We start from the raw sequence: 24,977 nt of genomic DNA on the forward strand, positions 1-24,977 counted from the left end.
GTTAGAGGGCAAAAAGAAAGCCTTGCCGAAACGGCAAGGAAACATTGGCCCAAACATCCCACCACGTTGTTTATTTTTTTGTTAACTGAATGGCCCGTTTTATATCCTTGAAAATGTTCATTCGCCCATACATCAGCACGCCGCCTCGATACACTTTGGCGCCAAAATAGATCAGCACGGCAATCGTCGCCGCTAAAAGCGAAAGGCAAAGCGCCACTTCCCATCCCGGCACGGAAACGAGGCCGATGCGCAAAAACATGAGCATCGGAGCGAAAAAGGGAACAAACGAGGCGCCGGTCACGAACGCCGACTCTGGCGCATTCAAGCCAAACATCGCGATCATAAACGCAGCGACAACCAACAACATGACCGGCGTAATCGCCGGCTGCACATCTTCGACTCGGCTGACGAGCGAACCGAGCACAGCAAATAGCACCGCATACAAGAGGTAACCGAGCAAGAAAAAAACGAGTGCGTACACAAATATTGATGCCGGCAGGTGGTCAAATCCGAGAAAACGCCACACTTCCTGCCCGCTCGTTTTTAACGCGGCGAAAGCGACGGCGAAAAAAACGAAAAATTGCGTCAAGCTGACAAGAGCAACGCCGATGATTTTTCCAAACAGCTGTTGTACCGGTGGGACGCTTGACACTAAAATTTCCATCACGCGCGACGATTTTTCCGTCGCCACCTCCGTCGCGATCATTCCTCCATACATCAAAACAAACATATACATCGCGAAAAGAAGGACATAAACAAGTGCGCGTGCTTGGTTCAACTCCTCTTCCGTCTTCGCGTTTTTTTCCAATGCCACCTTTTGGAACGGAACCGGTTTGTAAAGCTCAGTCATTTGTTCATCCGTCAGGCCGAGCTTAGCGGCTGAAAGCGCTGTTTTCAGCTGGCTTAGCACTCGTTCCAGTTCCGCAGGCGTCTGATTGTCCACAATCGTATTGGCATAATACACCGCTTCCGGCAATCCTTCCGCATCCATGGACAATACGAGCAATCCGTCCCATTTGCCTTCTTTGACTGCTTCTTTCGCTTCGTTTTCCATATCAGTAATTTTCGTCAACGCGATTTGGTCACGGTTTGCCTGCTTCTCAAGCGGACCGTACAACGATCCTGTGCGGTCAATGACCGCGACATGAGTCTTTTCATCACCGGTGAAAAATTCAATGATCGGCTGAATGTTGGCCACCCCGATGATCAACAGGCAAGTGATGGCGGTTGTCACAAGAAATGCTTTCGCCCTCAGCTTCGTTCCATACGTATGCCCCACCACAAGGAAAAACTTATTCATACGCCGCACCTACTTTTTCAATAAAGATATCATTCAGAGACGGTTCTTCCAAGGCAAACAGACGAACCGCGACTTTTCCTGCTATATGGCCGAGTATCACTTGTGCCGTCTCCTCATTGGCGATTTGCAGCCGCACCCCTTCCGCCGTCCGCTTCCACTGCAAAACGCCAGGAAACCGCGCCAATTCTTCAAACGGCCCGTCCCCTTGAATAACAAGTATTTGTTTGCCAAACGAACGTTTCAGTTCACGCAGCGCTCCAGCCACCACCGCGCGGCCGCGGCGCAAAATGCAAATGCGTTCACATAACTCTTCGACATGCTCCATTCGATGGCTTGAAAAGACAATGGTCGTGCCGTTCCGTTTTAAATCAAGCACCGCTTCTTTCAACAGTTCAACGTTCACCGGATCAAGGCCGCTGAACGGCTCATCCAAGATTAATAGCTTCGGCCGATGAAGCACAGCAGCGATAAACTGGATTTTTTGCTGATTGCCTTTCGACAGCTCCTCCACCCGCTTATTGGCGTAATCGCGGATATGGAAGCGCTCGAGCCAGCGGTCGATTTCCGGAAGAAGATCCGTCTTTTTCATTCCGCGCAACCGCCCTAAATACAGAAGCTGCTCTTGCACTTTCAGCTTCGGGTACAACCCGCGCTCTTCCGGCAAATAGCCGATCAGATGGCTTTTCGAGTCATCAATCGGTTCGCCTTGCCAACGGATCACCCCTTCCGTCGGGAGCAGAAGGCCTAAAATCATGCGAAACGTCGTCGTTTTTCCCGCTCCGTTCGCCCCAAGCAATCCGAACATCTCCCCTTCTGGAACCGTCAACGTCAAATGGTCGACGGCCGTCGCCTGACCAAACCGTTTTGTCACCTCAATGATCTCTAAACTCATCCACATTCCCCCAACATAAACCAAATTTTCCACCTACATTATTAAAACGTGCAGTCTCAAAAAAAGTTTCAGACAGAAGCAGGAATTTGCCGATCAAACCGCCAATGAAAGAGATAATATGAATGATGCTTCAGCGAAAGGAGAGGGACACATGCCGACATATACGTTGACCGCTTTTGAGCGCGATGGAGAAAAATTGCTCGATGAAACGTTTGAGGCAGCCAATGATGAAGAAGCCAAAAAAATCGGTGAACAAAAGCTGCGCGAGCGCGGCTGTTTGGACAAAACACACCGTTGCGTCAATGCCAGCGGCAAGCTCATTTTATTTCACCGCTAATCAAAACACCCCGGGGTTGCCCCCGGGGTGCTGCCGTTTAGCCAAAGATCGCTTTTAGCATATTGATTTTCTCTTCTGTATATTCGGCGAAATGCTCGTTGTACACTTTCGGTTCTTTCGGGTTCGCCTGGCGGATGATTTTCCGCGTTTTCGGATCGACGAATTTGCTTGATGCCCCGCAGCCAAGACCAATGATCGACTGCTGCTCTTCCATGATCATAATGTTGTATATGCTCTCTTGCCCCGGCAGCGCGTAGCCGACGTTTTCCAGGTTGCCGAGAATGTTTTTTTGTCGATACAAATAGTAAGGGACATAACCGTGTTCCTTTGTCCATTCTTGGGCCGCCTTCATCATCGCCTGCACTTCCTCGCGGCTGGCGACTTTGTACTTTTGTTTGTTCTTTGTCATTTCCGACGCCCGTTTAAATGACAGCGTGTGGATGGTGAGCGATTCCGGCATGAGCCGCTCCGTCTCGGCGAGCGTATGCGTAAATTCCGCCAGACCCTCGCCGGGCAGTCCGATGATTAAATCCATATTAATGTTGTTCATCCCCATTTGCCTTGCTAAATGAAACTTGTTGATCGTCTCTTCGACCGTATGATGGCGCCCGATCGCTTTTAACGTCTCCTGAATATAGGACTGTGGATTGATGCTGATGCGGTCGATCCGCCACTTTTTCAACACGTCAAGCTTCTCGGGTGTAATCGTATCCGGACGCCCGGCTTCGACCGTGATTTCGCGGACGCGGTCGACATCTGGAAATACGTCATACATATGAGCGTACAGCTGGTCCATCTCGTCGGCCGTAATGCTCGTCGGCGTCCCGCCGCCGTAATAAATCGTTGTGATGCGGATGCCGCGCTCGCGCAAAAAGCGGCCGACCGCCTCCATTTCGTAATGAAGGCCGGCCAAAAAGGCGTCGACCGACCCTTGACGGCCGTTGATGGCGTACGCCGGAAATGTGCAATAAGCGCATTTCGTTGGGCAAAATGGAATGCCGATATAAATGCTCACTTCGTGGGCCAAATCGTATAAATCCGGAACGACCGTGAGCTGACGATCCACGATCGCTTGCATTAATTCGATTTTTTCGCTTGTCACTAAATACTCTTCAGCCAGCTTCCGGTGCGCCTCTTCTTTCGAAAGGCCTGAGCGCAAAAGCTGATGAAGCAGCTTGACCGGACGAACGCCGGTCAGCACGCCCCACGGCTGAATGAGGCCGGTAGAACGCTCAAGCAACGTCAAATAGACATGCAAAACGGCGTTTTTCAGCTGTTTTTCGTACGTTTTCCCGTCAGAGCCCGCCGGCGCGCTTCGTTCATGACTCGCTTCCTCAACGCGCCCGGACGTCTTGTCGAGAAGCGTCCCAGAAACAGCGATGCATCCGTCTTCCTTGACGGAAAACATCGCGGCCATATCGGCCTCGGGAAGCGGCGCCAACGACAGCTCCGGCGCTTCGAAGAACAGCTCGGTCATCACTTCGAGCGGGCGCTGAAACCGTTCCGGATGCGGCAGTCCTTGAATTTCGATCCGCACGTTCATCACCTTTTCTTTCAAACTTCTTTCAGTGTACTGAACTGCTGTTTCCTTCGTCAAGCGGAAGAATGCACCTTTGCCGCCGACTTTATGGAAATGGCTCACGCCCGGCCAACTATATAAGTTGCAATAAAGAATTTCCGATTTTTCGTTTCTGTTTTGACCCCCATACAATTCGACTATGCTATAACTTTGCGAGTGATCGGCTGGATGTAAAACAAAATTTCAATTTATATAGATTAAAAAAGCCGGGCATTCACTCCCGGCCTCATTGAAAAACCGCAATCCCCCATGGACAGCTCACCGTTTTGTTTTGAGTTTTTGCAAAAACTCGATCCGTTGCTGTTTGCGGAAATGTTCTTTCACCATGTAGGCAACGCCGAGCTGTTCATTCGAACGCGTCACCCAGTCGGCCGCCCGCTTCACCTCAAGCGGCGCGTTCCCCATGGCGACGCCGAGCCCAGCCGCTTCAATCGCCGGCAAATCGTCAAGACCGTCACCGATCATTACCGTTTCTTTCAACGATACGCCGATATGTTGAGCCAGCCGGCGCAACCCCGCGAGTTTAGATACTCCTTGCGGGACAATTTCCATTTTTCCGTTTGGCTGCATAATCATATCAATAGCCGGAATCGATTTCATCAATAAAGCGGCCGCTTCATCCCGCTCTTCGTCTGCAGCAAAATATACATCAATTTTCGGCACAGCGATCGGTTCGTCGATCAGCACATCGCCGAGTGAATCGACAAATTGGGTCGGATAGAAAAACGGGTCGCTTGAGGAGAGAACCGTTTGCACGACAAGGTTTTTCTTCACTTTCTTCCGATTGCCGAGCGAATACCGCTCATGCATGAGGCGGATGTTGCAGTTGAAGTTTTCCAGGATTTGCACGATATTAAACGTCCGCTCCTCAGGAATCACGGCGTCAAACAGCCGATCATCAAGCGTTCTGGCAATCATCGCTCCTTGGAATGCAATGAGCATCCCATCAAGCCGCAACGCTTTCGCCACTTTCCGGGCGGAAAGCAAATTGCGGCTCGTGATTAACGTAACATAAACTCCTTTTTTCTTCACATAGTCGACCGCCTCTTTCGTTTCGCGCGGCAGGCGGCCGTTGTTTTTTAAAATCGTTCCGTCAATGTTGAGCGCCAACAGCTTATACACGGCTGTCTCCCCCTTTTGTCCGTCTCAACCTCTCTTGCCGCTGCCAGCAAGCTGGCGGCGGTTTTGCATTCCTTATCATTTTCATGACTATGACGAAACGGACAAAAAAAGAACACCCGACCGGGTGTTTTTCCTATCTTCCTTCCATGAATGAACGGTGCAACTCCTCAAGCGGCTTCATGGCGATTTGCTGAACTTCAGCGATCGTCATGCTCATTTGCTGCTCGAGCGCCATCAAGCGGGCAAGTTTCTCGTTTTGCTGGGCGAGCGCCATTGCCTTTTGCGCCTGTTCGATTTCATCAGGCAAAATGGCCGCTCCGCGCATCTGTTTTTCATGGAGCCGAAGCTGGATGTCGCGGACATTCGCGAACATTCGATAGGCGGTTTCATCTCGGCCGACATCTTCGTATGCCCGTTTCAGCTGCTGAAACGGTTCGCTCGCCCGAATCGCCTGCTCAAGCTGTCTAGCGAGCGCATGAAGGGGTTCAGACATAAAAAGTGCCTCCTATACGAATATCGTTCACGTTCTAACGTATGCGCCGCCCGACAGAGATATTACAGCCATAAGCTGATGAGCCCTTGGACAGCGCCGATCAGCCCGCCAAGCAAAGCGCCCAAATACGTAATCATCCGCAACTCGCGGCGGGCAATCGACAAAATGATCGCTTCCAACCGCCGTAACGAAAACGACTCCACTTGGTCGCGGACAATATCCGCCAGCCCAAGCTTCGCAACAATCGCCTCGATTTTGTCGCTTAACAGGCAACTGACCGTTGCCGCCGCCTGCGGGATCAGCCGGTCAAACAATGGTTGCTCGTACGGAGCGATCAACTCATCAAGCGGGCGATGCAGCCAGCCGCCGCTTTGCACCAAGCGGCGGACAGCCGAACGCACCGCCTCATCGATGCGCCGGCGGCCGATCATCTCTTCCACAGTTGCGAGCGGATAGTCCAACCATTTGTTCCACTCCGTCCAAAGAAGGCGGGAGAGCACCTCTCTTGTGCCAGCATGGCGCAAAAATTTACCGATCTCCACCTGCACCTTATCGACGAAATTGACATTGCCAAGCAGCATCTGCAGCATATTTCCAATCATCCCGCGCTCTTGGAAAAAACGCTCGATCATGCTGGAAATCTGCTGCTTTCCCTCCTCGCTGCGAAAGTAGTCAAGCGTCCTGTCGGCCAAATAACCCGCTAGACTTTCGACGCGCGCCTCCATCGTCTGCTTCAACTCCGCTGGCAAGACATCGCGTATCGGCCGCAGACGCCACGTTTCGCTCCACCGTTCGTACGCTCGCTCAGCTTGCTCGGCCGCCATCGCTTCGAGCCGCTCGGCGGGAGAGCGAATACCGAGGCGTTCAAGCAACTCAGCCGGCGCTTCTTTGCGCGCAAGCCACTTTCGAAGCCATTCCCGCCCCCACTCGGCCATCCCGGCCGTAAAGGACGGATCCATGAGTTTGCGCCGCAATCCTTCCGGCGTCACCAAATGCTCCACGACCGTTTTCCCGAGCTGTTCGGCCAGCTCCCGCCGCCGCTTTGGAATCAATCCCGGCGTAAACGGAAGCCGTTTTCCAAACACGTACATCGGCTCATATGGGCGAAACAGCATCACGATGGCGATAAAATTCGTCACCCCGCCAATGAGCGCCCCGACCGCCACCATAAACAGCAAATAAACGAACGTTTCCATCCTCTTCTCCTTCCGTCCCCGCCGCTGTCACCAAACAGCGTCCGTCATCATACGATGGCGATATAAACGTTTGCCTAATTGTTCATTATAGAGCTTGCCTGACGAATGCGCAAATGAGGGACTGCGATGAGCAAACAACGAACGATGGCCGTGCTGACGGAAATCAATGAAACAAGTGAACGGGCTGCCTTTGGATCCATCCATCACTTTTGCGAGGAATTGGCGGCATATGCTAGAATGCGTGGTCTCTTTTTTTACGTATCCTCGCCGGCGCTTTACCTAGAGGGAGTCGGCTATCAATGGACCGAAAGCGGATGGGGCAAGCGGGACGTGCCTTCGGCCGATGTCGTTTACAATCGCCTTCACTCGCGCAAGCTCGAACGCTCCCCTTTGTTTGCCGAGCTGCTCGCCCGGCTTGCCGAAGAAAACGGGCTGATGTTCAACCATCGTTTTTTGCATAAATGGGAAGTGCACTGTCATTTTGAACGTCACGAGTACTTGCGCCCGTACTTGCCGAAAACGGCTCTCTGGAGCGGCAAAGATGCGCTCGAGGCATTCCTTGGCGCTTTCCCATCCGTCTTTCTCAAGCCGATCTATGGCAGCCAAGGGCGAGGGATTTTCCGCCTCCAACATTCAGACGACGAAATTTGTCTTCGCCATTCCACTTTCGCTTCAACGGACGCATATCGTTCGATGGACGCTTTAGCTTCCGCTTTGCGGCAAAAAATCCGAACGCCGATGATCATCCAACAAGGGCTTGAGCTTCGCACCCTCGACGGCCGCCCGGTCGATTTTCGCCTGCTTTGTCATCGCGTCCGCCACAATGATTGGCGCGTCACTTCCGCCGTCGCCCGCATAGCGCCGCCCGATCAGTTTGTCGCTAACCTTGCCCGCGGCGGAGAACTGATGGCGGTCAATGATGTTTTGCGGAAGTGGTATACGAGAACTGACGCGTTCCAGCAAAAACAGCTTCTGAAAGAAATCGCACTGGAATCCGCCGCTGTTCTCGCCTCGGAAGCGGAAGGGCTGTACGGAGAGTTTGGCGTTGATCTTGCCATTGACATCCATGGCCAGCCGTGGATCATCGAAGTGAATACGAAGCCGTCGAAACAGACGGATATGGCCGCTTCCTACCAATCGGTCCGCCCGTCAGCGAAGGCGATCATCGACTATAGTTTGACATTGATGGAGGAAAAGGAGTGAACCATTTTGCTTTCACTCGGTTTTGTCACCCTTGACGAACAGCAAGACCGCACGTATTGCACTGAGGTGGCGAAACGCGCTGGACGCTACGGCATTTCCGTCTGCCGCTTTTCGCCGCTTGGCATCGATCCGCAGACGGAAAACGTCCGCGGCTTTCTCTTTCAAGAGGAAACGAACGAATGGACAAACGCCGTCTTTGCCATTCCGCCATTTTTATATGACCGCTGCTTTTACGGCAATGATGAGCGGTCCAAAAAAGCAAAACCGATTATGAACTGGTTGAAGCAGCGGCCTGACCTCACGTTTTTAGGCTATGGCCTGCCGGGCAAATGGGACGTATATGAAGCGCTCTCCTCTCACCCGCTTTTGTCCGCCTACGTGCCGCCGACTGTCCGTCTTGAGCGCGCTGATGATGTGCTTGCGCTTCTCCGCCGCGAACAAGCCGCCATCGCCAAGCCGGTGCACGGCTCCGGAGGACGCGGTATTTGTATCTTTCAAAAGAAAGGGAAGGCGCTGTCCGTCCAAGACAGTCACGGTCAAGAACAGGCCGTCATTGCCCGCCGAAGCGAGCTGGAACAGCTTCTCTCTTCTTGGGGCCGCCGCGGCGAGTATGTCCTGCAACCATTGCTTCAGCTATCGACCCCGGAGGGTGAACCGTTTGACCTCCGTATTCTTTTGCAAAAGGATGAAAACGGACGCTGGGTGGAGCGGGTGCGGGCCGTGCGTGTCGGCCGGCCGGGGGCGTGGGTGGCCAACGTCCGCGCCGGTGCGGACATTCGCCCGTTTTCCGATTGGCTCGACGGTCTATCTTCTTCCCAACGTCTCTTCGTGCTCGATGGTGTTGAGACGATCATCCGCACGCTGCCAGTTTATATAGATCACATGTTCGGCCCTTTGTTTGAAATCGGCTTGGATCTTGGTGCGACCGACAACGGGGCGGTGTGGATTTTGGATGTCAATTCCAAGCCGGGGAGAAAAGTGGTCCATCTTCTGCCCCCGGAGCAACAAAATGAACTGTACGAAGCGCCGCTTCAATATTGCTTGTTTTTGGCCAGAGGGGGAAAAGCCAATGACCTACACGTTGATCATTGACGAACAGCAAACAAATACGGTGATCCTTCCCGCCACGCTCCAAGCATCTAGGCAAACATCAGCCGCGTTCGGCAGCCTTGTCGCCCCATGCCAAGTCATTTCTTCCCCCCGTCTCACCGACTGTGTGATTGTGGCGCATGACGTTGCCCGATGCTTGTCGATCCCATTCGCCGCTGACGTTCATGTCTTTTTGACCGATGAAGCTGTTCACTTCGGGCCGCTTGTCGGCATTTTGACCGCCGGATTCACCAAGTCGCTCAACCGCCCGGTCGGCAGCCGGAGCTTCTTTTTTGCCAAGCTGCTGGCGCAAGAAAAGCAAGTCGGCGGATTTGCCTTTTTGTTTGGCGCGCCCCATATTGACTGGGAAAACGGCATGACAAACGGCTATTTTTACACAGAGCGCGGCTGGGAACGCCATACAGTGCCGTTGCCGAATGTCGTTTACAACCGGCTGCCAAACCGGCGCGTCGAAAAGGAGGAAACGTTTCAAACGATGACGAAGACGCTGCAAACCACCTACGGCATCCCGATCTTTAACGGGTGTTTTTTCAACAAATGGGACATTTACCGCCGGCTCGCTGCCCATCCGAAGGCGCAGCCGTATTTGCCGGCGACGTCCGCCCACGTGACGCAGCACACCATTGAGCAGTTTCTTGCCCGCTACCGTGAAGCGTACATCAAGCCGGCCGACGGCAGCCTCGGCCGCGGCATTTATCACCTGGCGAAAAAAAACAGTGGCTATGAATGCCGCTTTCGCGATGAACACGGAGAATTGAAAACGATGCCGTTTCCGACTGCCATGGCGGTGTGGCATCATTTACTCGCCCATGCGCCGCTCCATCGCTATGTCATCCAACAAGCCGTTCCGCTTCTTGCCGTCAACGGCCGACCGGCTGATTTCCGCGTTCACGTTAACAAAAACGAACACGGCATATGGCAAGTGAGCGCCATCGCCGCCAAAATCGCTGGAAAACAAAGCATCACGACCCATATGAACAGCGGAGGCATCGTCAAAACGCTGGAAGAAATTTTCCCGGATGCCGCCGAGCGCGAAATCGTGCTCACCCGTCTTTCTGACGCCGCCCTTACGCTCAGCCGCTGCCTTGATGAAGCATCAGAAACGTTGATCGGCGAAATCGGTTTTGACCTTGGCGTTGACCAACAAGGAAGAATTTGGATGTTTGAAGCCAATTCCAAACCCGGACGGTCGATTTTTAAGCACCCAAAATTAAAGGACGCAGACGAACGAACAACGCGGTTGCCGCTCGCTTACGCCGTCCACCTCAGCAAAACAGCCATCACCGAGCCCGAGGCGCTTTGGCCATGCTGACGATCGGCTACCATCCTGACACCGGCGAGTGGGTGTGCAACAGTCCGGGCGGCCCTTCTTATCGATTCGGCAGCGGCTGGGTTGCTCCCGCCGCTGTCCTTCCCGATCTCGTCTTTCCTGTCCGCGAGCAAGATGGACGGGTGGGACCGCTCGTCGGCGTGCTGGTCAGCGCCTCGTCCCTTTCCGCTTTGCTGTCTGGGAAAAAGCCGTGGCTTGAAACCGTCATCCGCTCCATCCACAAAGCCGGCGGCATCTCCATCGTCAGTGCGGACACCGGCATCGGAGAGAAAACGGTCTCCGGATATGTATTCGTTCCGACGCTTCATCGTTTCATCGAAGCGGCCGCTCCACTGCCCGATGTCGTCTACAATCGGGTAAAAAACCGCGAAGAAGAAGAAAGCGAGCCGTTTCAAACGGCGGCTGCCCAGTTGAGCGCCCATGGCATTCCACTTGTCAACCGCTCTTTTTTCCGCAAATCGGACGTGTATGACGCGCTGCGGTCCAACCGCCGGCTCTGGCCGCATCTATTGCCGACGGCGCCTGTCCAAACAGCGGCCGATCTTCGCGCTTGGCTCCGCCAATACAGATGCATTTACTTGAAGCGGGATGACGGCTCCAGAGGAATGGGGCTGTTTCGCCTCACCTCCTTTTCGGAGACGAAAGCCATTTGCGAATATCCGGGCGGCCAAAAACGGTTCTGCTCGCTCGATGCGCTCACATCACTCATTCAGTCCGGCCGCTACATCGCCCAAGCGGCGGCTGAAACTGACGAGTGGAACGGCCGCCGCTACGATTTGCGCGTGCTCGCCCATTGGCACAACGGCCGCCATACGATCACCGGCATCGGCGTTCGTTCGGCGGGCGTCGAGTCGGTGACGACCCATCTGTTTCATGGCGGAACCATCCTCCCGTACAAAGAAGTCAAGGAACGCATCGATGAAGCGGCGCTCGAACGGCTTATTGCCTTGAGCGGCGCACGCCTTGGCGAACGGTTTGGCTTTGTCGGCGAATTTTCCGCCGACATCGGCGTCGGAAGCGAACGGCAGCTTTACATTTATGAAATCAACGCCAAGCCGATGGTGTTTGATGAGCCGGAGATTGAGGCACGGCGGCTCGAAAGGCTCAATCAGCTGTTTGCCGAGCTCGCTCATCGTAAGCCATAGCTAGAAACTGGCCGCTGTAGCGAAGCGCCTGGCGGAACACAACATCAACAGCTTGTTTGGCGGCTCCATTTAAGCTTTGGCAGACGTTCTGGCATAACATCGCTTTTTCCCACTCAGCCGCCGCCATGGCTTGCAAGAGATCACAACGAGGTGCACCTGCTTTGCTTCGCTCTCTTTCGGCTCGACCGTCGGTGTCAGCCCCAGCAACTAAATAATGCACATATTGCCAAAGTTTACGCTGCCGCTCGGCTTCAGCCAAATAGACCGCCCATGCCTCATCCGTTTCCATCTCAGCAAGCTGCCGGGCTTGTTCTTCCGCCGCGGCGGTTGTTTCGAGCAATTTTTTGATCAGCATGATCATCGCCTGCCGCTCCTTTCTTCCCGCTTGTCCTCTTTCATCCATATGAATGACATGGATAGCATATGCCTCTTTTGGACAAACTTTAGGAAAAACGGTGAGAGAAAGGAGCGAGATGATGGAACGAAAGGAAAACGAGCGCCGGGATTCATTGTACGAAGGGCGCGATGAATACTATATGGACATCGACCGCATGATCAACGAAGGGATGGCCGGAGGTGCCGTGTACGGACACGGCGATGACGTCAACATTGAGGAAGCGCGCGATCTTGTCAAAGAAGAGCCGCCGTACGAAGCCGGCCAGTAAACGGAGCCGATTTTCCCGCCTCGGGAAAATCGGCCTTTTGTTCTATGAAGCCTCTCCGCCGATGCGTTAGGCGGGGATCGTTCGAAACGACCGCTGTTGACCAAGCCGCCCGTTCATTCGGCGGCTTTCCTGCTTTCATCCATTGTCTTTCTTTCCATTCGCGGGGATTTGGTATAATGAAAACAACGCCGATCCTCTTCGGTGTGACATCATCCTTAACGGAAAGGGGTGCGCCGTGATGCTAAAACAGCTCGAATCGCTTTATGAAGGGGACATCGTCATCAACGGTCAGCCGGAACACCCCGAAGATTACGAATGGTTTTATACCGCCGATGGTGATGAGATCGGCATCGCCAAGCATCGATTGACAGAGCAGGAGCGGCGATTGCTGGCGCTTTTTTTCACCCCCGCCGAGCGCCGGCGCGAACCGGAAAGCGAAGAGGAGCGGTCATGGAAACGATGGATGGCAACCGGCGACCCAGCCGCGCTCACTCGGCTTGCTGCTCCGTATTGCCGGTTCATTCATTTTACAGCCAGCCGGCCGATCGCCAACAAAGAGGAGTTTGCTGATGCCGTTCGCGGCTTATTTTCCTCCCCGGTTTCCATCGTCTGGGAACAAGATCGGCGCGGGCTGATCATCGAAGCAAGACAAAAACGGACGGCGGAACCACCCTTGTTGACCGACATGGCCGAAGCGCTCGCTGCTGACTTTTATACGACGATCGATTGGTTGATCGGCCCAATCCGCTCCGTTGATGAACGGCTATATGAATCGTTTCTCCTTGAAAAAGAGTGTTTTTCCGCCGCTCGGCGCTTTTGGCCGAAACGAACGGTGTACGAATGGGAAGACGTCATTCCTCTTCCGCTCTTTGAAGAAGGAGCAGTCAGTGAGAAAGCCCGCCGGATCCTCTCATTTCTTGACGGATTCGACGACGAGGAAGTGCGGGCCATGGAGACGTTTTTGCAATGCAACTTAAACGCCTCGATGGCAGCGAAAAAGCTGTATATGCACCGCAATAGTTTGCAATATCGAATCGATAAATGGACAGAGCAAACTGGTGTTGACATCAAACGGTTCAAAGGGGCGGCAGCCGTCTATTTGGCCATCTTGCACCGGCGCCGTTCGTAATCCCCCGCTTTTTTGTCATGTCGCCGAAAATCGGCGGCATTTTTTGTGCACCTTGTCCATTTACGAATGTTCCTATTTTTCTATACACTGGTCATTGGAAAACGATTTCAACGATAAGGGGGATTCACGATGGCAGAACTGCTTCTTGACCATATTTACAAAATTTACGACAACAATGTAGTCGCCGTCAAAGACTTCAATTTACATATTCAAGACAAAGAGTTTATCGTATTTGTCGGCCCGTCCGGCTGCGGCAAATCCACCACGTTGCGGATGATCGCCGGCCTTGAGGAAATTTCCAAAGGCGATCTTTACATCGACGGCAAACGAATGAACGATGTGCCGCCGAAAGACCGCGACATTGCCATGGTGTTCCAAAACTACGCCCTGTATCCACATATGAGCGTCTATGACAACATGGCATTCGGTTTAAAACTGCGCAAATTCCCGAAAGCGGAAATTGAAAAACGCGTCCGCGAGGCGGCGCGCATTCTTGGACTCGAGCAATATTTGGACCGCAAACCGAAAGCGCTCTCCGGCGGGCAACGGCAGCGCGTCGCGTTGGGACGGGCCATCGTCCGCGATGCAAAAGTGTTTTTAATGGACGAGCCGCTCTCGAACTTGGATGCGAAACTGCGGGTGCAAATGCGCTCGGAGATCGCGAAGCTCCATCAGCGTTTGGAAACGACGACCATTTACGTCACCCACGACCAAACGGAAGCCATGACAATGGCCACCCGTCTTGTCGTCATGAAAGACGGCGTCATCCAGCAAGTCGGAACGCCGCGCGAGGTATACGAAAAACCGGAAAACATTTTTGTCGGCGGCTTTATCGGTTCGCCGGCCATGAACTTCCTTCGTGGAACGCTGCAAGACGGCAAGTTTGTCGTCGGCCAAACATCGTTTGGCATTCCGGAAGGAAAAATGAAAGTGTTGCGTGAGCAAGGGTATGTCGGCAAAGAAGTCATTTTAGGCATTCGTCCGGAAGACATTCACGACGAACCGCTCTTCCTTGAAGCATCGCCGGCGACGAAAGTCACCGCTCTCGTCGAAGTCGCCGAGCTGCTTGGCGCTGAATCGATGATCTATTTTAGCATCGACAACCAAGAATTGGTCGCCCGCATCGACGCCCGCACGGAAATCAAGCCGGGCCACCGGATTGACCTAGCGCTTGATATGAACAAAGCCCACTTCTTTGATGCGGAAACCGAACGGCGCATCCGGGCGGCGGATGAAAAGTAACCCCCCATTGTTGTTCATATAGATTCATGCCAAGGCGTTCCGAAAAAACCGGGACGCCGTTTCTTTCTCCTCCGTCAACGGCTCTATTCCTTAATAAAACGAACTTCCTCCTCATGGCAGCGTGAGCAGTAAAACAAATGGACGCATTCATGGTTCATGTATGTGCGCAAATAACCGTCGACAAGCTTCATGACGTCCGCATCCATATACGGACTGTAATCATCGAAATAATCCGTCACCTTTCCTTGGTCTTCCATCGGTTGCCGGCAATAGCTGCAATACACCGTCACCCGGCGCAATCCGTTGCACAGCGGGCATACATTCATGCTGCTTCCTCCTCTAAGATGTTCCTTATCTTTACATATTCCCTAATGGTGACAGCGGTAAAACGTTAAAAATTCCCATATTCTCACCATGCATAACAGGCAAACAACGGCCCAAACTATGAGTACCGCCAGCGAAATCGTCCATCCGTTGCAACGGGGGCGCTGGCGAAGCCAAAAGCGGGTGGGCCGGTGGGTTGAGCCAAGCTTGGCACACTCCTTGCAGCGTGAAGCGTTGGTGCAAATCCAACCACCCCAACCATCCAAAATTTTAAAGAGGAGATGATCAACGATGGCACGCAACAATAACAACAACCAACTGTTAGTGGCTGGTGCTCAACAAGCCATTGATCAAATGAAGTACGAAATCGCCCAAGAATTTGGTGTGAACCTCGGCGCTGACACGACTTCTCGCGCGAACGGTTCGGTCGGCGGCGAAATTACGAAACGTCTTGTCGCTATGGCTCAGCAACAACTTGGCGGCCAATTCGGCAACATTCAATAACCCCCTTACGAGCAACTTCATATAGATGGCAAACGCCCCGGGCAGTCAGCCCGGGGCGCTTTCATATAGGAACAGGGAGCGAATCAGGCGCCTCCCGCCTGCTCGGCAAGCGGTTGGCTCAATGAGACAAGCACTTTGCGAATGCGCCGATTGTCGACTTGGCGGATCGTGAACGTCAACGGTCCGTACTGCAGCGTTTCGCCGACTGCCGGAATGCGCTCAAACATCTCAAAAATCCAGCCACCCAACGTATGCGATTCACTCTTTGGCACGTCGATGTTCATCACTTCGCAAAATTCATCCAGCGGTAGTTCAGCGCTGAACTCGAAGCTGCGTTCGTCGATTTGGCGCACCGTTTTCACTGCCTCATCATGCTCATCCCATATTTCGCCGACAATTTGCTCGAGAATATCTTCGAGCGTAATCAAGCCGGCGGTGCCGCCAAACTCATCGACGACGATCGCCATATGCACTTTGCTTTTTTGCAGCTCCGGCAGGAGATCGGACACTTTCATCGACTCGACAACGAACAACGGCTGGCGCAACAAATCGCGGATGCGCACCTCTCGCTTTTGCACAAGCTCGCTGAAAAAGTCGCTTTCCGACAAAATGCCGATCACGTTGTCAATATCCCCTTCATAGACCGGGATGCGGGAATATTTCTCTTCCAAAAACACGTCGCGAATCTCTTCAATCGGCTGGTTCACTTCCACCGCCACCATATCAGCGCGCGGTGTGAAAATTTCTCCGACCAAAATTTCATCAAAATCGAGCGAACGTTGGATCAATTCTTTTTCTTTGTTGTCGATGACTCCTTCTTCTTCACTCAGCTCAACCATCACTTTAATATCTTCCTCCGTAACAGCCGGCACAGCCACTCCATTGGCGAACCGCCTAGCGATTCGATTTTTTAAGGCTTGGAGCGACGCCGTAACCGGCGTCATCAACTTCATCAGTCCATAGGCAAGGCCGGCGTATCGGATGGCGAGCTGCTCCGCATGCTCTTTCGCCATCGATTTTGGCAAAATTTCACCGAAGACGACAAATAATACTGTCATCACCGCCAGCGTGGCAAACAAGCCCATCTGTTCCCCAAGCAACGAAACGGCGATGTCCGTAAAAAGCACGACCGTCACGACGCTGGTGAGGCGGTTGGCCACAGCAAGCGCCAACAGCACCCGGTCAAGCTGACCGATCAACGCTTGAAGGCGCTTATTGTGCAGATGCTCTTCCGCATAATGCCGCAACCGTGCCTTGCTTGCCGAAGAAAACGCGGCTTCTGCTGAAGCGAACAGCGCATTCGCGAGCATGGAGAGGAAAAACCACCCGAACAACCTTAACGGCCACTCTTCCAACGAATCTTCACACTCCTATGGATGGTGACGATGTTATTCATATCCATTTTTCCGCCAAATCATGCTGTAAAAGCCACACTTGCCGCGCTAAGCGGAAACAAAGCGATGCGGCCGGCAGCAGCCGTTTTCGCTCTTCCTATCTTAAATATAACAAATTTTTCGCCAACTGACTATAGCTGGCGAGTTGTCCTTCCATATAAATCCAGACAACCAAAAAAGAAAAATGCGCCGGATGAACCGAGGCGCATCATGATTCAAGCCAACAGGAACCAATCAAATACACCAGAACAAGCAATGAGGCAATGTTGAATGTCACTGACCACTCGGCCATTCGTCTTCCCCTCCCTTTTCTTCCCCTCTTTCATCGTACCATCTTGACGGCGGGAAAAACAGGAGAAGAAGGACGTCTTTTTGACAGTTTGATGAACAAAACAAGGGCGTCCTCCCATCAATGCATCATTTCATTTTCTCTCGTTTCAACCTAAATAACGGTAATAGATCGCCTTTGCCTCCTGCACGTCTTTTGTGCCGTGCACAAGCGCACGGCCGTCGCGAAAGACAACCAATCGCTTGTCGCCGAGCGAAGCGGAGACAAGATACGGATTCGCTTCCGCTTGAAGCCCTTGGCGGCGAAACAGCTCCGCCAATTCATTCAAGTTGTACTGGCGCGGAGCAGACGGACGGATTTGCACGGAATCGCGCCCGCACAAGACGGCCGTCTTCGTTCGTTGTTCATAGGAAAGAAACGGATACGATGGATGACGTCCGCACGTCGGGCAGCCGTCCTTTTTCACCCCGTCAATGCGAATGGCGGTGTATTCGTTCGTCCAAAGGTCAAACGAAACGAGCTTGCCGCGAAGCGCCGACCAGTCCTCCACTAAAATTTTTAACGCCTCAGCCATCTGATAGCTGACAACCATTTGCACCGCTGGGCTGATAATGCCGGCCGTATCGCACGTCAATCCCCCTTGCGGCACCGTTTCAAGCAAGCAATACAAACAAGGCGTGCGGTTCGGAATGAAGGCGCAGCTTAAACCGTAACTGCCGACACAAGCGCCATAAATCCACGGAATGTTGTACTTGTAGGCAACGTCATTGATGACAAGGCGCGTATCAAAATTGTCTGTCGCATCGATCCATAAGTCAGGGCGTTGCTTGAGGGCGATCGTTTCCAATTCTTCTGGGCCGGCGTCGCCGACAATGGCCTCGATCTCAACCTCGCTGTTGATTTGTTCAAGGCGCCGTTTGGCGGCGATCGCCTTCGGCAGCCGCTCCTTCGCATCCGCTTCGGTGTAGAGCTGCTGGCGCTGCAAGTTGCTCCATTCGACGTAATCACGGTCAATGATCGTCAATTTGCCGATGCCGGCGCGAACGAGCGCTTCGGCGTTGCCTGTGCCGAGCGCTCCGGCGCCGACTAACACGACGTGCTTTTCCCGTATTTTTTTCTGCCCTTCCTCACCAATGGGTGCAAACAATTGCTGCCGGGAATACCGTTCGTTCAAACAACACTCATTCCTTCCATTGGGCTGCTTGCTGACGCGTATCGTTTTTTCGGGATGCGTCCGGCTTCATAGCCAAGCCGGCCCGCTTCCACCGCCAGCTTCATCGCTTTCGCCATTTTGACTGGATCGGCCGCGCCGGAAACAGCGGTGTTCAAGAGCACCCCATCCGCGCCAAGCTCCATCGCCAGCGCCGCATCCGCCGGTCCGCCAATGCCGGCGTCGACAATGACCGGCACGTTCGCCTGCTCAATGATAAAGCTCAAATTGAGCGGATTGATGATGCCTTGCCCGGACCCGATCGGCGAGGCGCCCGGCATGATCGCATGACAGCCGAGCTCCTCAAGCCGCTTTGCCAGCACGACGTCATCGGATGTGTACGGCAACACGATAAACCCTTCCTCAAGCAACATTTCCGCCGCTTTCAACGTCTCGATCGGGTCTGGGAGGAGCGTTTTGTCGCAACCGATCACTTCTACTTTAATCATATCACACAACCCGGACGCTTTGGCGAGCCGGGCGATGCGCACCGCTTCTTCGGCCGTTTTCGCCCCGGCGGTGTTCGGCAAAAGCTTATATTTGCTTAAATCGAGCTGCTCTAAAAAGTTCGGCTGCTCCGGGGAAAAGATGTTCATCCGCCGGACGGCGAACGTTAAAATTTCCGCCCCTGACGCTTCCACCGCTTCTTTTTGCACGTCCAAGCTCGGATATTTGCCCGTGCCGAGCAACAGCCGCGAAGAGAATTCATATGGACCAATTTTCAACATCTCAACCGCCTCCTACAAAATGAACGATCTCTACGCGATCGCCATCGCATAGCGCCGTCGTCCCATACTCATGTTTTGGGATGATGCGGACATTGACTTCGACGATGCAAAGCTTGTTCTCAAGGCGGAAATGGGCAAGCAAATCGCCCACCGTTTTCACCTCGTCGGGCACGGCGACCGTCTCCCCGTTAATCACTAACGTCATTCCACCCCCACCTTTCCGATATGGCGTGTCAACGAAAACGGCGCAAGGTCAAACGCCGTCTCTTTCCGCTCCACTAAGTCGGCGACAAGCAGACCGGTCAACGGGCTGAGCAAAATGCCGTTCCGGTAATGGCCGGCGGCGACGAATAAGCCGCGCCTCTCCGGATGCTCGCCTAGATAAGGCAAGCCATCTTCGGTCTGCGGCCGGATGCCGCTCCATGCCCTTACCCACTCCGCCTTTTCAATGTCCGGAACAAGGTGGGCGGCGCGATGAAGCAAGTTCATCACCCCACCGGCCGATACGCGCCGGTCGAACGTGCTGGGCGTGGACGTTGCTCCGATGAGCAGTCGGTTCCCCGATTTTGGAACAATATAGCACCCGTTTTTCGCAAATACAGTCGTTTGCAACAACGGAACTGGAGTGCGCACCATGACGCACTCCCCTTTGACCGGGTAAACGGAAAGCGAAAGCCCAACCCGCGCGCCGAGCCGCGCCGCCCAAGCTCCGGAAGCGATGACGACCGCCTCGGCGGCAAACGTCCCGCCTGTTGTGTCTAGCACATGCCCACTGCTGTCGGAACGGATGTCGAACACTTCCGTATACTCGTACAGACAAGCACCGGCGGAGGCGGCGGCATAGGCGAGAGCGGCGGCGAAATCCGGCGCGCTCACTTGCCCATCGCCAGGGATGTACATCGCTCCAGCAATCGCTTCCCCCGCCAGGCGCGGCTCGATGTCAAGCGCCTCCCCTTTCGTGAGCCACTGCACCGGCTCGCCTATAACCCGCCAAAATGTATAATGGCGGTGGAGATCGTCTGCTTCCTCCTCCGTTGTCGCTAGTTTGATCATTCCTTTTTCGACAAGGCCGATATCGATGCCGGTCCTCTCCCTCAGCTCTTCAGCCAAGGCCGGCATGAGCGCCCGGCTTTGTAAGGCAAGCGGCACGAGCGGACTCCGCGCCGAAAACTCCGATTGCGCCCCGAGCATGCCAGCCGCCGCACTTGACGCCCCGCTTCCCATCGTTCCTTTTTCGAAAATGGCGACGCGATGCCGCCGCTTGGCGAGCTCAAAGCCGATGGCCGCCCCGATCACCCCGCCGCCGATGATGGCGACGTCATACCGATGCGTCATCCCCTATCCCCTCCATTTCACGATGTCTGCCAGCCGTTTAGCCTCAGCAACAGGGTCGGCTGCGAAAAAAACAGCCGACAATACCGCCACCCCGGACGCGCCTGCTTCCAACACTTGACGGGCGTTGCCGGCATGAATGCCGCCGATGGCGATGACTGGAATGGACACGGCAGCAGCGATTTCGGCAAGCGAATCCAACCCACGCGGCGGCAAACCGGGCTTGCTGTCCGTCGAAAAAATATGACCATACAAACAAAAGTGAGCGCCATCCTGTTCGGCTTGTTTCGCCTCCTCTGACCCGTGCACCGAGCAGCCAACCATCAAGTCCGGAAACGAGCAGCGGACGGCGCGCACCGGCAGGCTGTGATAAGCAAGCTGCACCCCTTTGACACCATAAACGACAGCGACGTCAACTCGGTCATTGACCACAATTTTTCGCGGCGGCACCCCGGCGCGAAGCAACGCGGTGACGAACTCGGCCACTTCGCGCGCTGTCTTTTCCTTTTCACGAATATGAATGAAATCGGCATACGGATGAACATGGGCGCAAATCGCCGCGAACTCATCGGCTGTCTGCCGTCCCGTCGAAATGAAATGAAGAATCCCCATCGCCATCCCTTTTCCTCTATCGGACATCGCTGGTCGGGATATATGGATAATGTATGCCGGCATAATAAGCCGCCAGCATCAAGGCGGCGAACAAGGCGACAAACAGGACATCATATTTGCCAAACCCTATTTCATAGTAAAACGTGCGCCGCCCATTCCCGGAAAATCGCTTTGCCTCCATCGCGACCGCAATGCGCTGGGCGCGGCGGATGCTTTGCGACAACAGCGGAATGGCGTAGCGCTTCACTTTGCTGAGGCCGCCCTTGTTCGGCACGCCGCGCACTTTTAACGCATAGCGGATCGTCTGAAACTCTTCAAGCATAATCGGCAACAGGCGAACGGCCGCCAAAAAACTGTATGCATACTTCGGCTTCAGCTTCAGCTGTTGCATGAGTGAATAAAACAGATGCACCGGCCGAGTCGTCAGCGAAAAAATCAACCCGAGAAGCCCAAGCGCCAAAGCGCGAAACCCGATATGCACTCCGCGCCAAAAGCTTTCCGCCGTAATATGGATGAGCCCCCAGCGAACCCATGTCGTCGTTCCTTCGCCAAACATCATCATCGATGAGGCCGTCGAAACAAAGACGAGGAAAAACGGCAAAAACAGCCAAAACAACACGTTTGCCGGATAGCCGGTGCCAAAGCAAAACAAAACAAACAGAGCGAGCGAAACGTTGATCAGTACGTTCGGGTTATGAATGAACAACACAGCGAAAAAGAGCACGACAAGCACAATGAGCTTTAAGCTCGGGTTCGTCTCATGAAGCCATGTCTCGCGGCAGCGAACCTCCCATTTCATCGCCCCGCCCCACCTTCCGCCAACACCGGCTCTCGGATGTCAAGCTGTTCGTCCCGAACAAGCGTCCCGTCTTCAATCACCCACCGTCTCGTCGCAAAGCGGCGGACGATTTGTTCGTCATGTGTAACCATCATGATCGCCGCTCCTTGTTCGCGGTGCGCTTCAAGCATTTCAAGCAAAGCAAACGTGTTTTTCGCGTCTTGACCAAACGTCGGCTCATCAAGCAAAAAGAGGCGTTGGCCGGCGACGATCGAAGCAGCGACGCTCAACCGCCGTTTTTGCCCAATCGACAGCTGGTACGGGTGTTGGTCTTGCTGCTCAACAAGGTCAAATTCACGCAACAGGCGAGCGATCGTTTCCTCAATTTCCGCTTCCGGCCGCCCTTCAAGCCGAAGCGAGTAGGCGAGCTCTTCGCGAACCGAATGGGTGACAAATTGCCAATCCGGATTTTGGAAAACAAAGGCAATATGGCGGTAGAGCGGGTGTTGCTGCTTGATGTCGGCCCCTAGCAGCACATACTCGCCGTCTGTATGAATGAGTTGCATAAGCGCGTGCAACAACGTGCTTTTACCGGCGCCGTTTTTTCCGGTGACGGCAATCCATTCGCCCGCATGCACCGTTGCTTCAGGAACATAAATTTTCGCCTCCCGGCCGCGGAACCCGCGAAAACGGGCGAGGCGAAGAAGCTCCTCGCCTTGATGGCGATTTCGCCGCCTTGCCGTCCGGTCATAGTCGTCCCAGACGCCTGGATACCAAATCCCTTCAGCGGCAATCACGTCTTTATAGTCGGAAAACACCGCCTTCGCCTCGCCGTCGGCGATGATGCGCCCATCGCGGCCGAACAAGACAATGCGATCCACAAAGTCGAGCACATGGTCAATTTTATGCTCGACGATGACAACCGTTTTGCCGCGGCCCACCTGCTTCACCGTTTGCCATACCGCCTTCGTCCCTTCTTCATCGAGCAGCGCCGTCGGCTCATCCAAAAACAAGACATCCGGCTCAAGCGCCAGCACCGAAGCAAGAGCCAACCGCTGCTTCATCCCGCCGGAAAGCGCATGAATATCAGTATGCGGGGCGATCTCCAAACCGACCTGGTCCAGCAGGGCGCGGATGCGGACGGGCATCTCATAGCGCGGCACGCTTCGATTTTCCAGGGCAAAAGCGATTTCCTCGTCCGCATACGGCATGCAAAATTGCGCATCAGGATCTTGGAAAACATAGCCCCACCGTTCCGGCCGCTCAAGGCGCTCCGCTTTCATCGGCACATCGATCGAGTGGGGAATGATGCCAGCCATCACTTGCAATAATGTCGACTTGCCGCATCCCGACGGACCAAGGAGGAGCACTTTCTCCCCCTCGGCAATCGAAAGCGACAAGTCGCGAAACAACAGTCCGTCGCTCCCGGGAAATTTCAGGCGCAGCCGATCAATCGCAATTGCTTGTTTCATCGCCATTCGCCGCCTTACCGGTTCAACGCATCGTAATCGTCTTTCGAGGCCGGCCGCCACATTTGCGTCACTCCGGTTTTTTCGAGCGCTTTCGCCAATGAAACAGCAAACACACCGGAGATGAGGATGGCGCCGATAAAACGCGCCAGCAAAAAGAGCGCCATATTCCATGGAGCAAGCGCTCCAATATAGCCTTTGTAAAAATCCATGATGAGCGAGCCGACCGTCGCCCCGACCGCGCCGAGCGAGACAACGAACACATCAAAGCGCCGATAGCGGAAGACGGCAAAGACAAGCTCGGCCAACAGCCCTTGGACGACCCCGTAAATGAGCACTTCAAGCCCCCATTGCGATCCCATGATCAGCTCGCCGGACGAAGCCGCAATCTCCGCAAGCAACGCCACCCCTGGTTTGCGGATCAACAAATAGGCGAGCGAGGAGGCGATAAACCACATGCCGTAAATAAGTTGATCGAGATGAAACCCTACTGCTCCCACCGCGCTATATAGCGGTCCCCATAATTTGTAAATAACGCCAAACACAATGGCAATGACGATCGTCGTTAAAATATCCGCCAATTTTAACCCTTTTGTTTTCACTTCCATCCTGTTCTCCTCCTTGTCTTGCGTCAACGGCTCGCCGCCAATTCAGCCGACGGCCACTGCTCAAGCCGATACGCCATCTCCCAAAACTCGTACTCATATTCACTGCTGATGAGGAAATGCCGCTTCATCCGATGGCGATCCTCTTCGGTGACCGCGTCAGCGATGTTGTCAAGCCGCGCGATTTGCTCTTCAACAAGCGAGCGGAACCAATCCGAACTGTAGGTGCCGATCCATTTTTCATAAATCGGATCATTCGGCCGGCACGTTTTCAAGCGCTCGCCAATTTCGTAATACAGCCAGTAGCACGGCAAAATGGCAGCGATGACATCGCCGAGATGCCCTTCGTACGCCGCGCGGTACATGTGCGACGTATAGGCGTACGCCGTCGGCGCCGGAATGAACGCCGCCCTTTCCTCTTCCGTAATGCCCAAGAGCTTGGCGAACGTTTCATGCAGCGACAGCTCAGCTTCGCAAGTGCTTTGTGCATGGTGCGCCAACCGGGCTGTCGTCGCCAAATCCGGCGATTTCGCCGCCCCGATCGCCTGCACGCGGGCAAAATGGCGCAAATAATAGGCATCTTGCATCACGTAATAGCGAAACTTCTCGCGCGCAAGCGTCCCTTGGCCAAGCTCCTGAACAAACGGATGGCGGAAACTCGCCTGCCAGATCGGATCGGCCGCTTGGCGCAATTGTTTGGCAAATGACATTCGTTTTCCCCCTTTTTGGCAAAATAAAAACGCCGCTTCCTTTGCCGATTGGCGTAAAGAAAGCGGCGTGGGCATGCGACGTTGGCAAGGCAAAGCCTAGCCTTGCTGTGCTGCTCCTCCACTTCCCTACGCTGGCATTACCCAGATCAGGTGCTAAGGGTCTCAAAGGCACACTTTGATCTCAGCCTTTCTAAAGGCCCCCCTAGTGGATGATGGTGCAATTTTCAGTTTTCTTTACACTTAATCATACCATGGCACGAACGATTGTCAATCCTTTTT

General features: G+C 54.0%; 27 protein-coding genes and 1 riboswitch. Of the genes, 9 read left to right on the plus strand and 18 right to left on the minus strand.

Annotated features, from left to right (window positions below):
• Nucleotides 1-70 precede the first annotated feature (70 nt).
• The gene (locus BJQ97_RS13850) at nt 71-1,300 is read right to left on the minus strand and encodes an ABC transporter permease (RefSeq protein WP_160157027.1); all 1,230 of its coding nucleotides are present in this window, start codon (nt 1,298-1,300) and stop codon (nt 71-73) included.
• Nucleotides 1,293-2,192: an ABC transporter ATP-binding protein gene (locus tag BJQ97_RS13855; protein WP_160157028.1), complete on the minus strand. Its 900-nt coding sequence runs from the start codon at nt 2,190-2,192 to the stop codon at nt 1,293-1,295. Before BJQ97_RS13855 ends, BJQ97_RS13850 begins: the two co-directional genes overlap by 8 nt.
• Before the next feature lie 151 nt (nt 2,193-2,343).
• On the opposite strand from BJQ97_RS13855, the gene BJQ97_RS13860 reads away from it, so the two are divergent.
• On the plus strand, nt 2,344-2,529 hold the full coding sequence (locus tag BJQ97_RS13860; protein ID WP_044732205.1) for a YhzD family protein: 186 nt from the start codon (nt 2,344-2,346) through the stop codon (nt 2,527-2,529).
• A gap of 37 nt (nt 2,530-2,566) precedes the next feature.
• On the opposite strand, the gene BJQ97_RS13865 is transcribed toward BJQ97_RS13860, so the two are convergent.
• The 4 genes from BJQ97_RS13865 to BJQ97_RS13880 form a co-directional block, all read right to left on the minus strand.
• Complete coding sequence (locus BJQ97_RS13865) at nt 2,567-4,072, minus strand: coproporphyrinogen III oxidase (protein ID WP_160157627.1); 1,506 nt, start codon at nt 4,070-4,072, stop codon at nt 2,567-2,569.
• A gap of 294 nt (nt 4,073-4,366) precedes the next feature.
• Nucleotides 4,367-5,230 carry a Cof-type HAD-IIB family hydrolase gene (locus BJQ97_RS13870; protein WP_160157029.1) on the minus strand — a complete coding sequence of 288 codons (864 nt, stop codon included), beginning with the start codon at nt 5,228-5,230 and terminating at the stop codon, nt 4,367-4,369.
• Between the two features lie 133 nt (nt 5,231-5,363).
• A complete protein-coding gene (locus tag BJQ97_RS13875) occupies nt 5,364-5,723 on the minus strand; it encodes a YlbF/YmcA family competence regulator (protein ID WP_160157030.1) in 360 nt (119 codons plus the stop codon).
• 62 nt (nt 5,724-5,785) lie between these two features.
• Nucleotides 5,786-6,919 (minus strand): DUF445 domain-containing protein, encoded by a 1,134-nt coding sequence (locus BJQ97_RS13880; RefSeq protein ID WP_160157031.1) that lies wholly within the window; start codon nt 6,917-6,919, stop codon nt 5,786-5,788.
• Nucleotides 6,920-7,045: 126 nt separating this feature from the next.
• On the opposite strand from BJQ97_RS13880, the gene BJQ97_RS13885 reads away from it, so the two are divergent.
• The 4 genes from BJQ97_RS13885 to BJQ97_RS13900 are packed head-to-tail and all read left to right on the plus strand — an operon-like array spanning nt 7,046 to nt 11,707.
• A complete protein-coding gene (locus BJQ97_RS13885) occupies nt 7,046-8,122 on the plus strand; it encodes a YheC/YheD family endospore coat-associated protein (protein WP_160157032.1) in 1,077 nt (358 codons plus the stop codon).
• Between the two features lie 6 nt (nt 8,123-8,128).
• The gene (locus BJQ97_RS13890) at nt 8,129-9,214 is read left to right on the plus strand and encodes a YheC/YheD family endospore coat-associated protein (protein ID WP_160157033.1); all 1,086 of its coding nucleotides are present in this window, start codon (nt 8,129-8,131) and stop codon (nt 9,212-9,214) included.
• The gene (locus BJQ97_RS13895; RefSeq protein WP_160157034.1) at nt 9,192-10,544 is read left to right on the plus strand and encodes a YheC/YheD family endospore coat-associated protein; all 1,353 of its coding nucleotides are present in this window, start codon (nt 9,192-9,194) and stop codon (nt 10,542-10,544) included. Before BJQ97_RS13890 ends, BJQ97_RS13895 begins: the two co-directional genes overlap by 23 nt.
• The gene (locus BJQ97_RS13900; RefSeq protein WP_160157035.1) at nt 10,538-11,707 is read left to right on the plus strand and encodes a YheC/YheD family endospore coat-associated protein; all 1,170 of its coding nucleotides are present in this window, start codon (nt 10,538-10,540) and stop codon (nt 11,705-11,707) included. The genes BJQ97_RS13895 and BJQ97_RS13900 overlap by 7 nt, the downstream gene beginning before the upstream one ends.
• Here the strand turns inward: BJQ97_RS13900 and BJQ97_RS13905 are convergent.
• Nucleotides 11,667-12,068: a hypothetical protein gene (locus tag BJQ97_RS13905; RefSeq protein WP_160157036.1), complete on the minus strand. Its 402-nt coding sequence runs from the start codon at nt 12,066-12,068 to the stop codon at nt 11,667-11,669. The two genes, BJQ97_RS13900 and BJQ97_RS13905, sit on opposite strands and share 41 nt — an antisense overlap.
• A gap of 115 nt (nt 12,069-12,183) precedes the next feature.
• On the opposite strand from BJQ97_RS13905, the gene BJQ97_RS13910 reads away from it, so the two are divergent.
• The 3 genes from BJQ97_RS13910 (at nt 12,184) to BJQ97_RS13920 (ending at nt 14,743) form a co-directional block, all read left to right on the plus strand.
• Nucleotides 12,184-12,372, plus strand: a complete 189-nt coding sequence (locus BJQ97_RS13910; RefSeq protein ID WP_160157037.1) for a hypothetical protein — start codon at nt 12,184-12,186, stop codon at nt 12,370-12,372.
• A 238-nt stretch (nt 12,373-12,610) separates the two neighbouring features.
• Nucleotides 12,611-13,501, plus strand: coding sequence for a PucR family transcriptional regulator (locus BJQ97_RS13915; RefSeq protein ID WP_160157038.1), 891 nt, complete (start codon nt 12,611-12,613; stop codon nt 13,499-13,501).
• A gap of 129 nt (nt 13,502-13,630) precedes the next feature.
• Entirely contained in the window at nt 13,631-14,743 is a 1,113-nt protein-coding gene (locus BJQ97_RS13920) for an ABC transporter ATP-binding protein (RefSeq protein ID WP_160157039.1), read from the plus strand.
• Between the two features lie 83 nt (nt 14,744-14,826).
• On the opposite strand, the gene BJQ97_RS13925 is transcribed toward BJQ97_RS13920, so the two are convergent.
• Nucleotides 14,827-15,069: a hypothetical protein gene (locus BJQ97_RS13925; protein WP_160157040.1), complete on the minus strand. Its 243-nt coding sequence runs from the start codon at nt 15,067-15,069 to the stop codon at nt 14,827-14,829.
• Nucleotides 15,070-15,358: 289 nt separating this feature from the next.
• On the opposite strand from BJQ97_RS13925, the gene BJQ97_RS13930 reads away from it, so the two are divergent.
• Nucleotides 15,359-15,571, plus strand: a complete 213-nt coding sequence (locus BJQ97_RS13930; RefSeq protein ID WP_011230133.1) for an alpha/beta-type small acid-soluble spore protein — start codon at nt 15,359-15,361, stop codon at nt 15,569-15,571.
• Nucleotides 15,572-15,654: 83 nt separating this feature from the next.
• Here the strand turns inward: BJQ97_RS13930 and BJQ97_RS13935 are convergent, their stop codons facing one another.
• From BJQ97_RS13935 to tenA, 10 genes are all read right to left on the minus strand, one after another.
• Entirely contained in the window at nt 15,655-16,926 is a 1,272-nt protein-coding gene (locus BJQ97_RS13935) for a hemolysin family protein (protein WP_160157041.1), read from the minus strand.
• 476 nt (nt 16,927-17,402) lie between these two features.
• Nucleotides 17,403-18,428 carry a thiazole biosynthesis adenylyltransferase ThiF gene (locus BJQ97_RS13945; protein ID WP_160157042.1) on the minus strand — a complete coding sequence of 342 codons (1,026 nt, stop codon included), beginning with the start codon at nt 18,426-18,428 and terminating at the stop codon, nt 17,403-17,405.
• Nucleotides 18,425-19,192, minus strand: coding sequence for a thiazole synthase (locus tag BJQ97_RS13950; protein ID WP_014194971.1), 768 nt, complete (start codon nt 19,190-19,192; stop codon nt 18,425-18,427). Before BJQ97_RS13950 ends, BJQ97_RS13945 begins: the two co-directional genes overlap by 4 nt.
• 1 nt (nt 19,193) lies before the next feature.
• On the minus strand, nt 19,194-19,397 hold the full coding sequence (gene thiS, locus BJQ97_RS13955; RefSeq protein ID WP_160157043.1) for a sulfur carrier protein ThiS: 204 nt from the start codon (nt 19,395-19,397) through the stop codon (nt 19,194-19,196).
• A complete protein-coding gene (gene thiO, locus BJQ97_RS13960; RefSeq protein ID WP_160157044.1) occupies nt 19,394-20,527 on the minus strand; it encodes a glycine oxidase ThiO in 1,134 nt (377 codons plus the stop codon). The genes thiS and thiO overlap by 4 nt, the downstream gene beginning before the upstream one ends.
• Before the next feature lie 3 nt (nt 20,528-20,530).
• The gene (gene tenI, locus BJQ97_RS13965) at nt 20,531-21,136 is read right to left on the minus strand and encodes a thiazole tautomerase TenI (protein WP_160157629.1); all 606 of its coding nucleotides are present in this window, start codon (nt 21,134-21,136) and stop codon (nt 20,531-20,533) included.
• Nucleotides 21,137-21,152: 16 nt separating this feature from the next.
• Entirely contained in the window at nt 21,153-21,935 is a 783-nt protein-coding gene (locus BJQ97_RS13970) for an energy-coupling factor transporter transmembrane component T family protein (RefSeq protein ID WP_044732223.1), read from the minus strand.
• On the minus strand, nt 21,932-23,386 hold the full coding sequence (locus tag BJQ97_RS13975) for an ABC transporter ATP-binding protein (RefSeq protein ID WP_160157045.1): 1,455 nt from the start codon (nt 23,384-23,386) through the stop codon (nt 21,932-21,934). Before BJQ97_RS13975 ends, BJQ97_RS13970 begins: the two co-directional genes overlap by 4 nt.
• A 14-nt stretch (nt 23,387-23,400) precedes the next feature.
• Nucleotides 23,401-23,991, minus strand: a complete 591-nt coding sequence (locus tag BJQ97_RS13980) for an ECF transporter S component (protein ID WP_044732225.1) — start codon at nt 23,989-23,991, stop codon at nt 23,401-23,403.
• 23 nt (nt 23,992-24,014) lie between these two features.
• Nucleotides 24,015-24,698 (minus strand): thiaminase II, encoded by a 684-nt coding sequence (gene tenA, locus BJQ97_RS13985; RefSeq protein ID WP_160157046.1) that lies wholly within the window; start codon nt 24,696-24,698, stop codon nt 24,015-24,017.
• Nucleotides 24,699-24,804: 106 nt separating this feature from the next.
• Nucleotides 24,805-24,912, minus strand: a riboswitch (TPP riboswitch).
• Nucleotides 24,913-24,977 lie beyond the last annotated feature (65 nt).

Origin of the sequence: Geobacillus sp. TFV-3 (assembly GCF_009901865.1) — a bacterium.
Lineage (GTDB): Bacteria > Bacillota > Bacilli > Bacillales > Anoxybacillaceae > Geobacillus > Geobacillus thermoleovorans_A.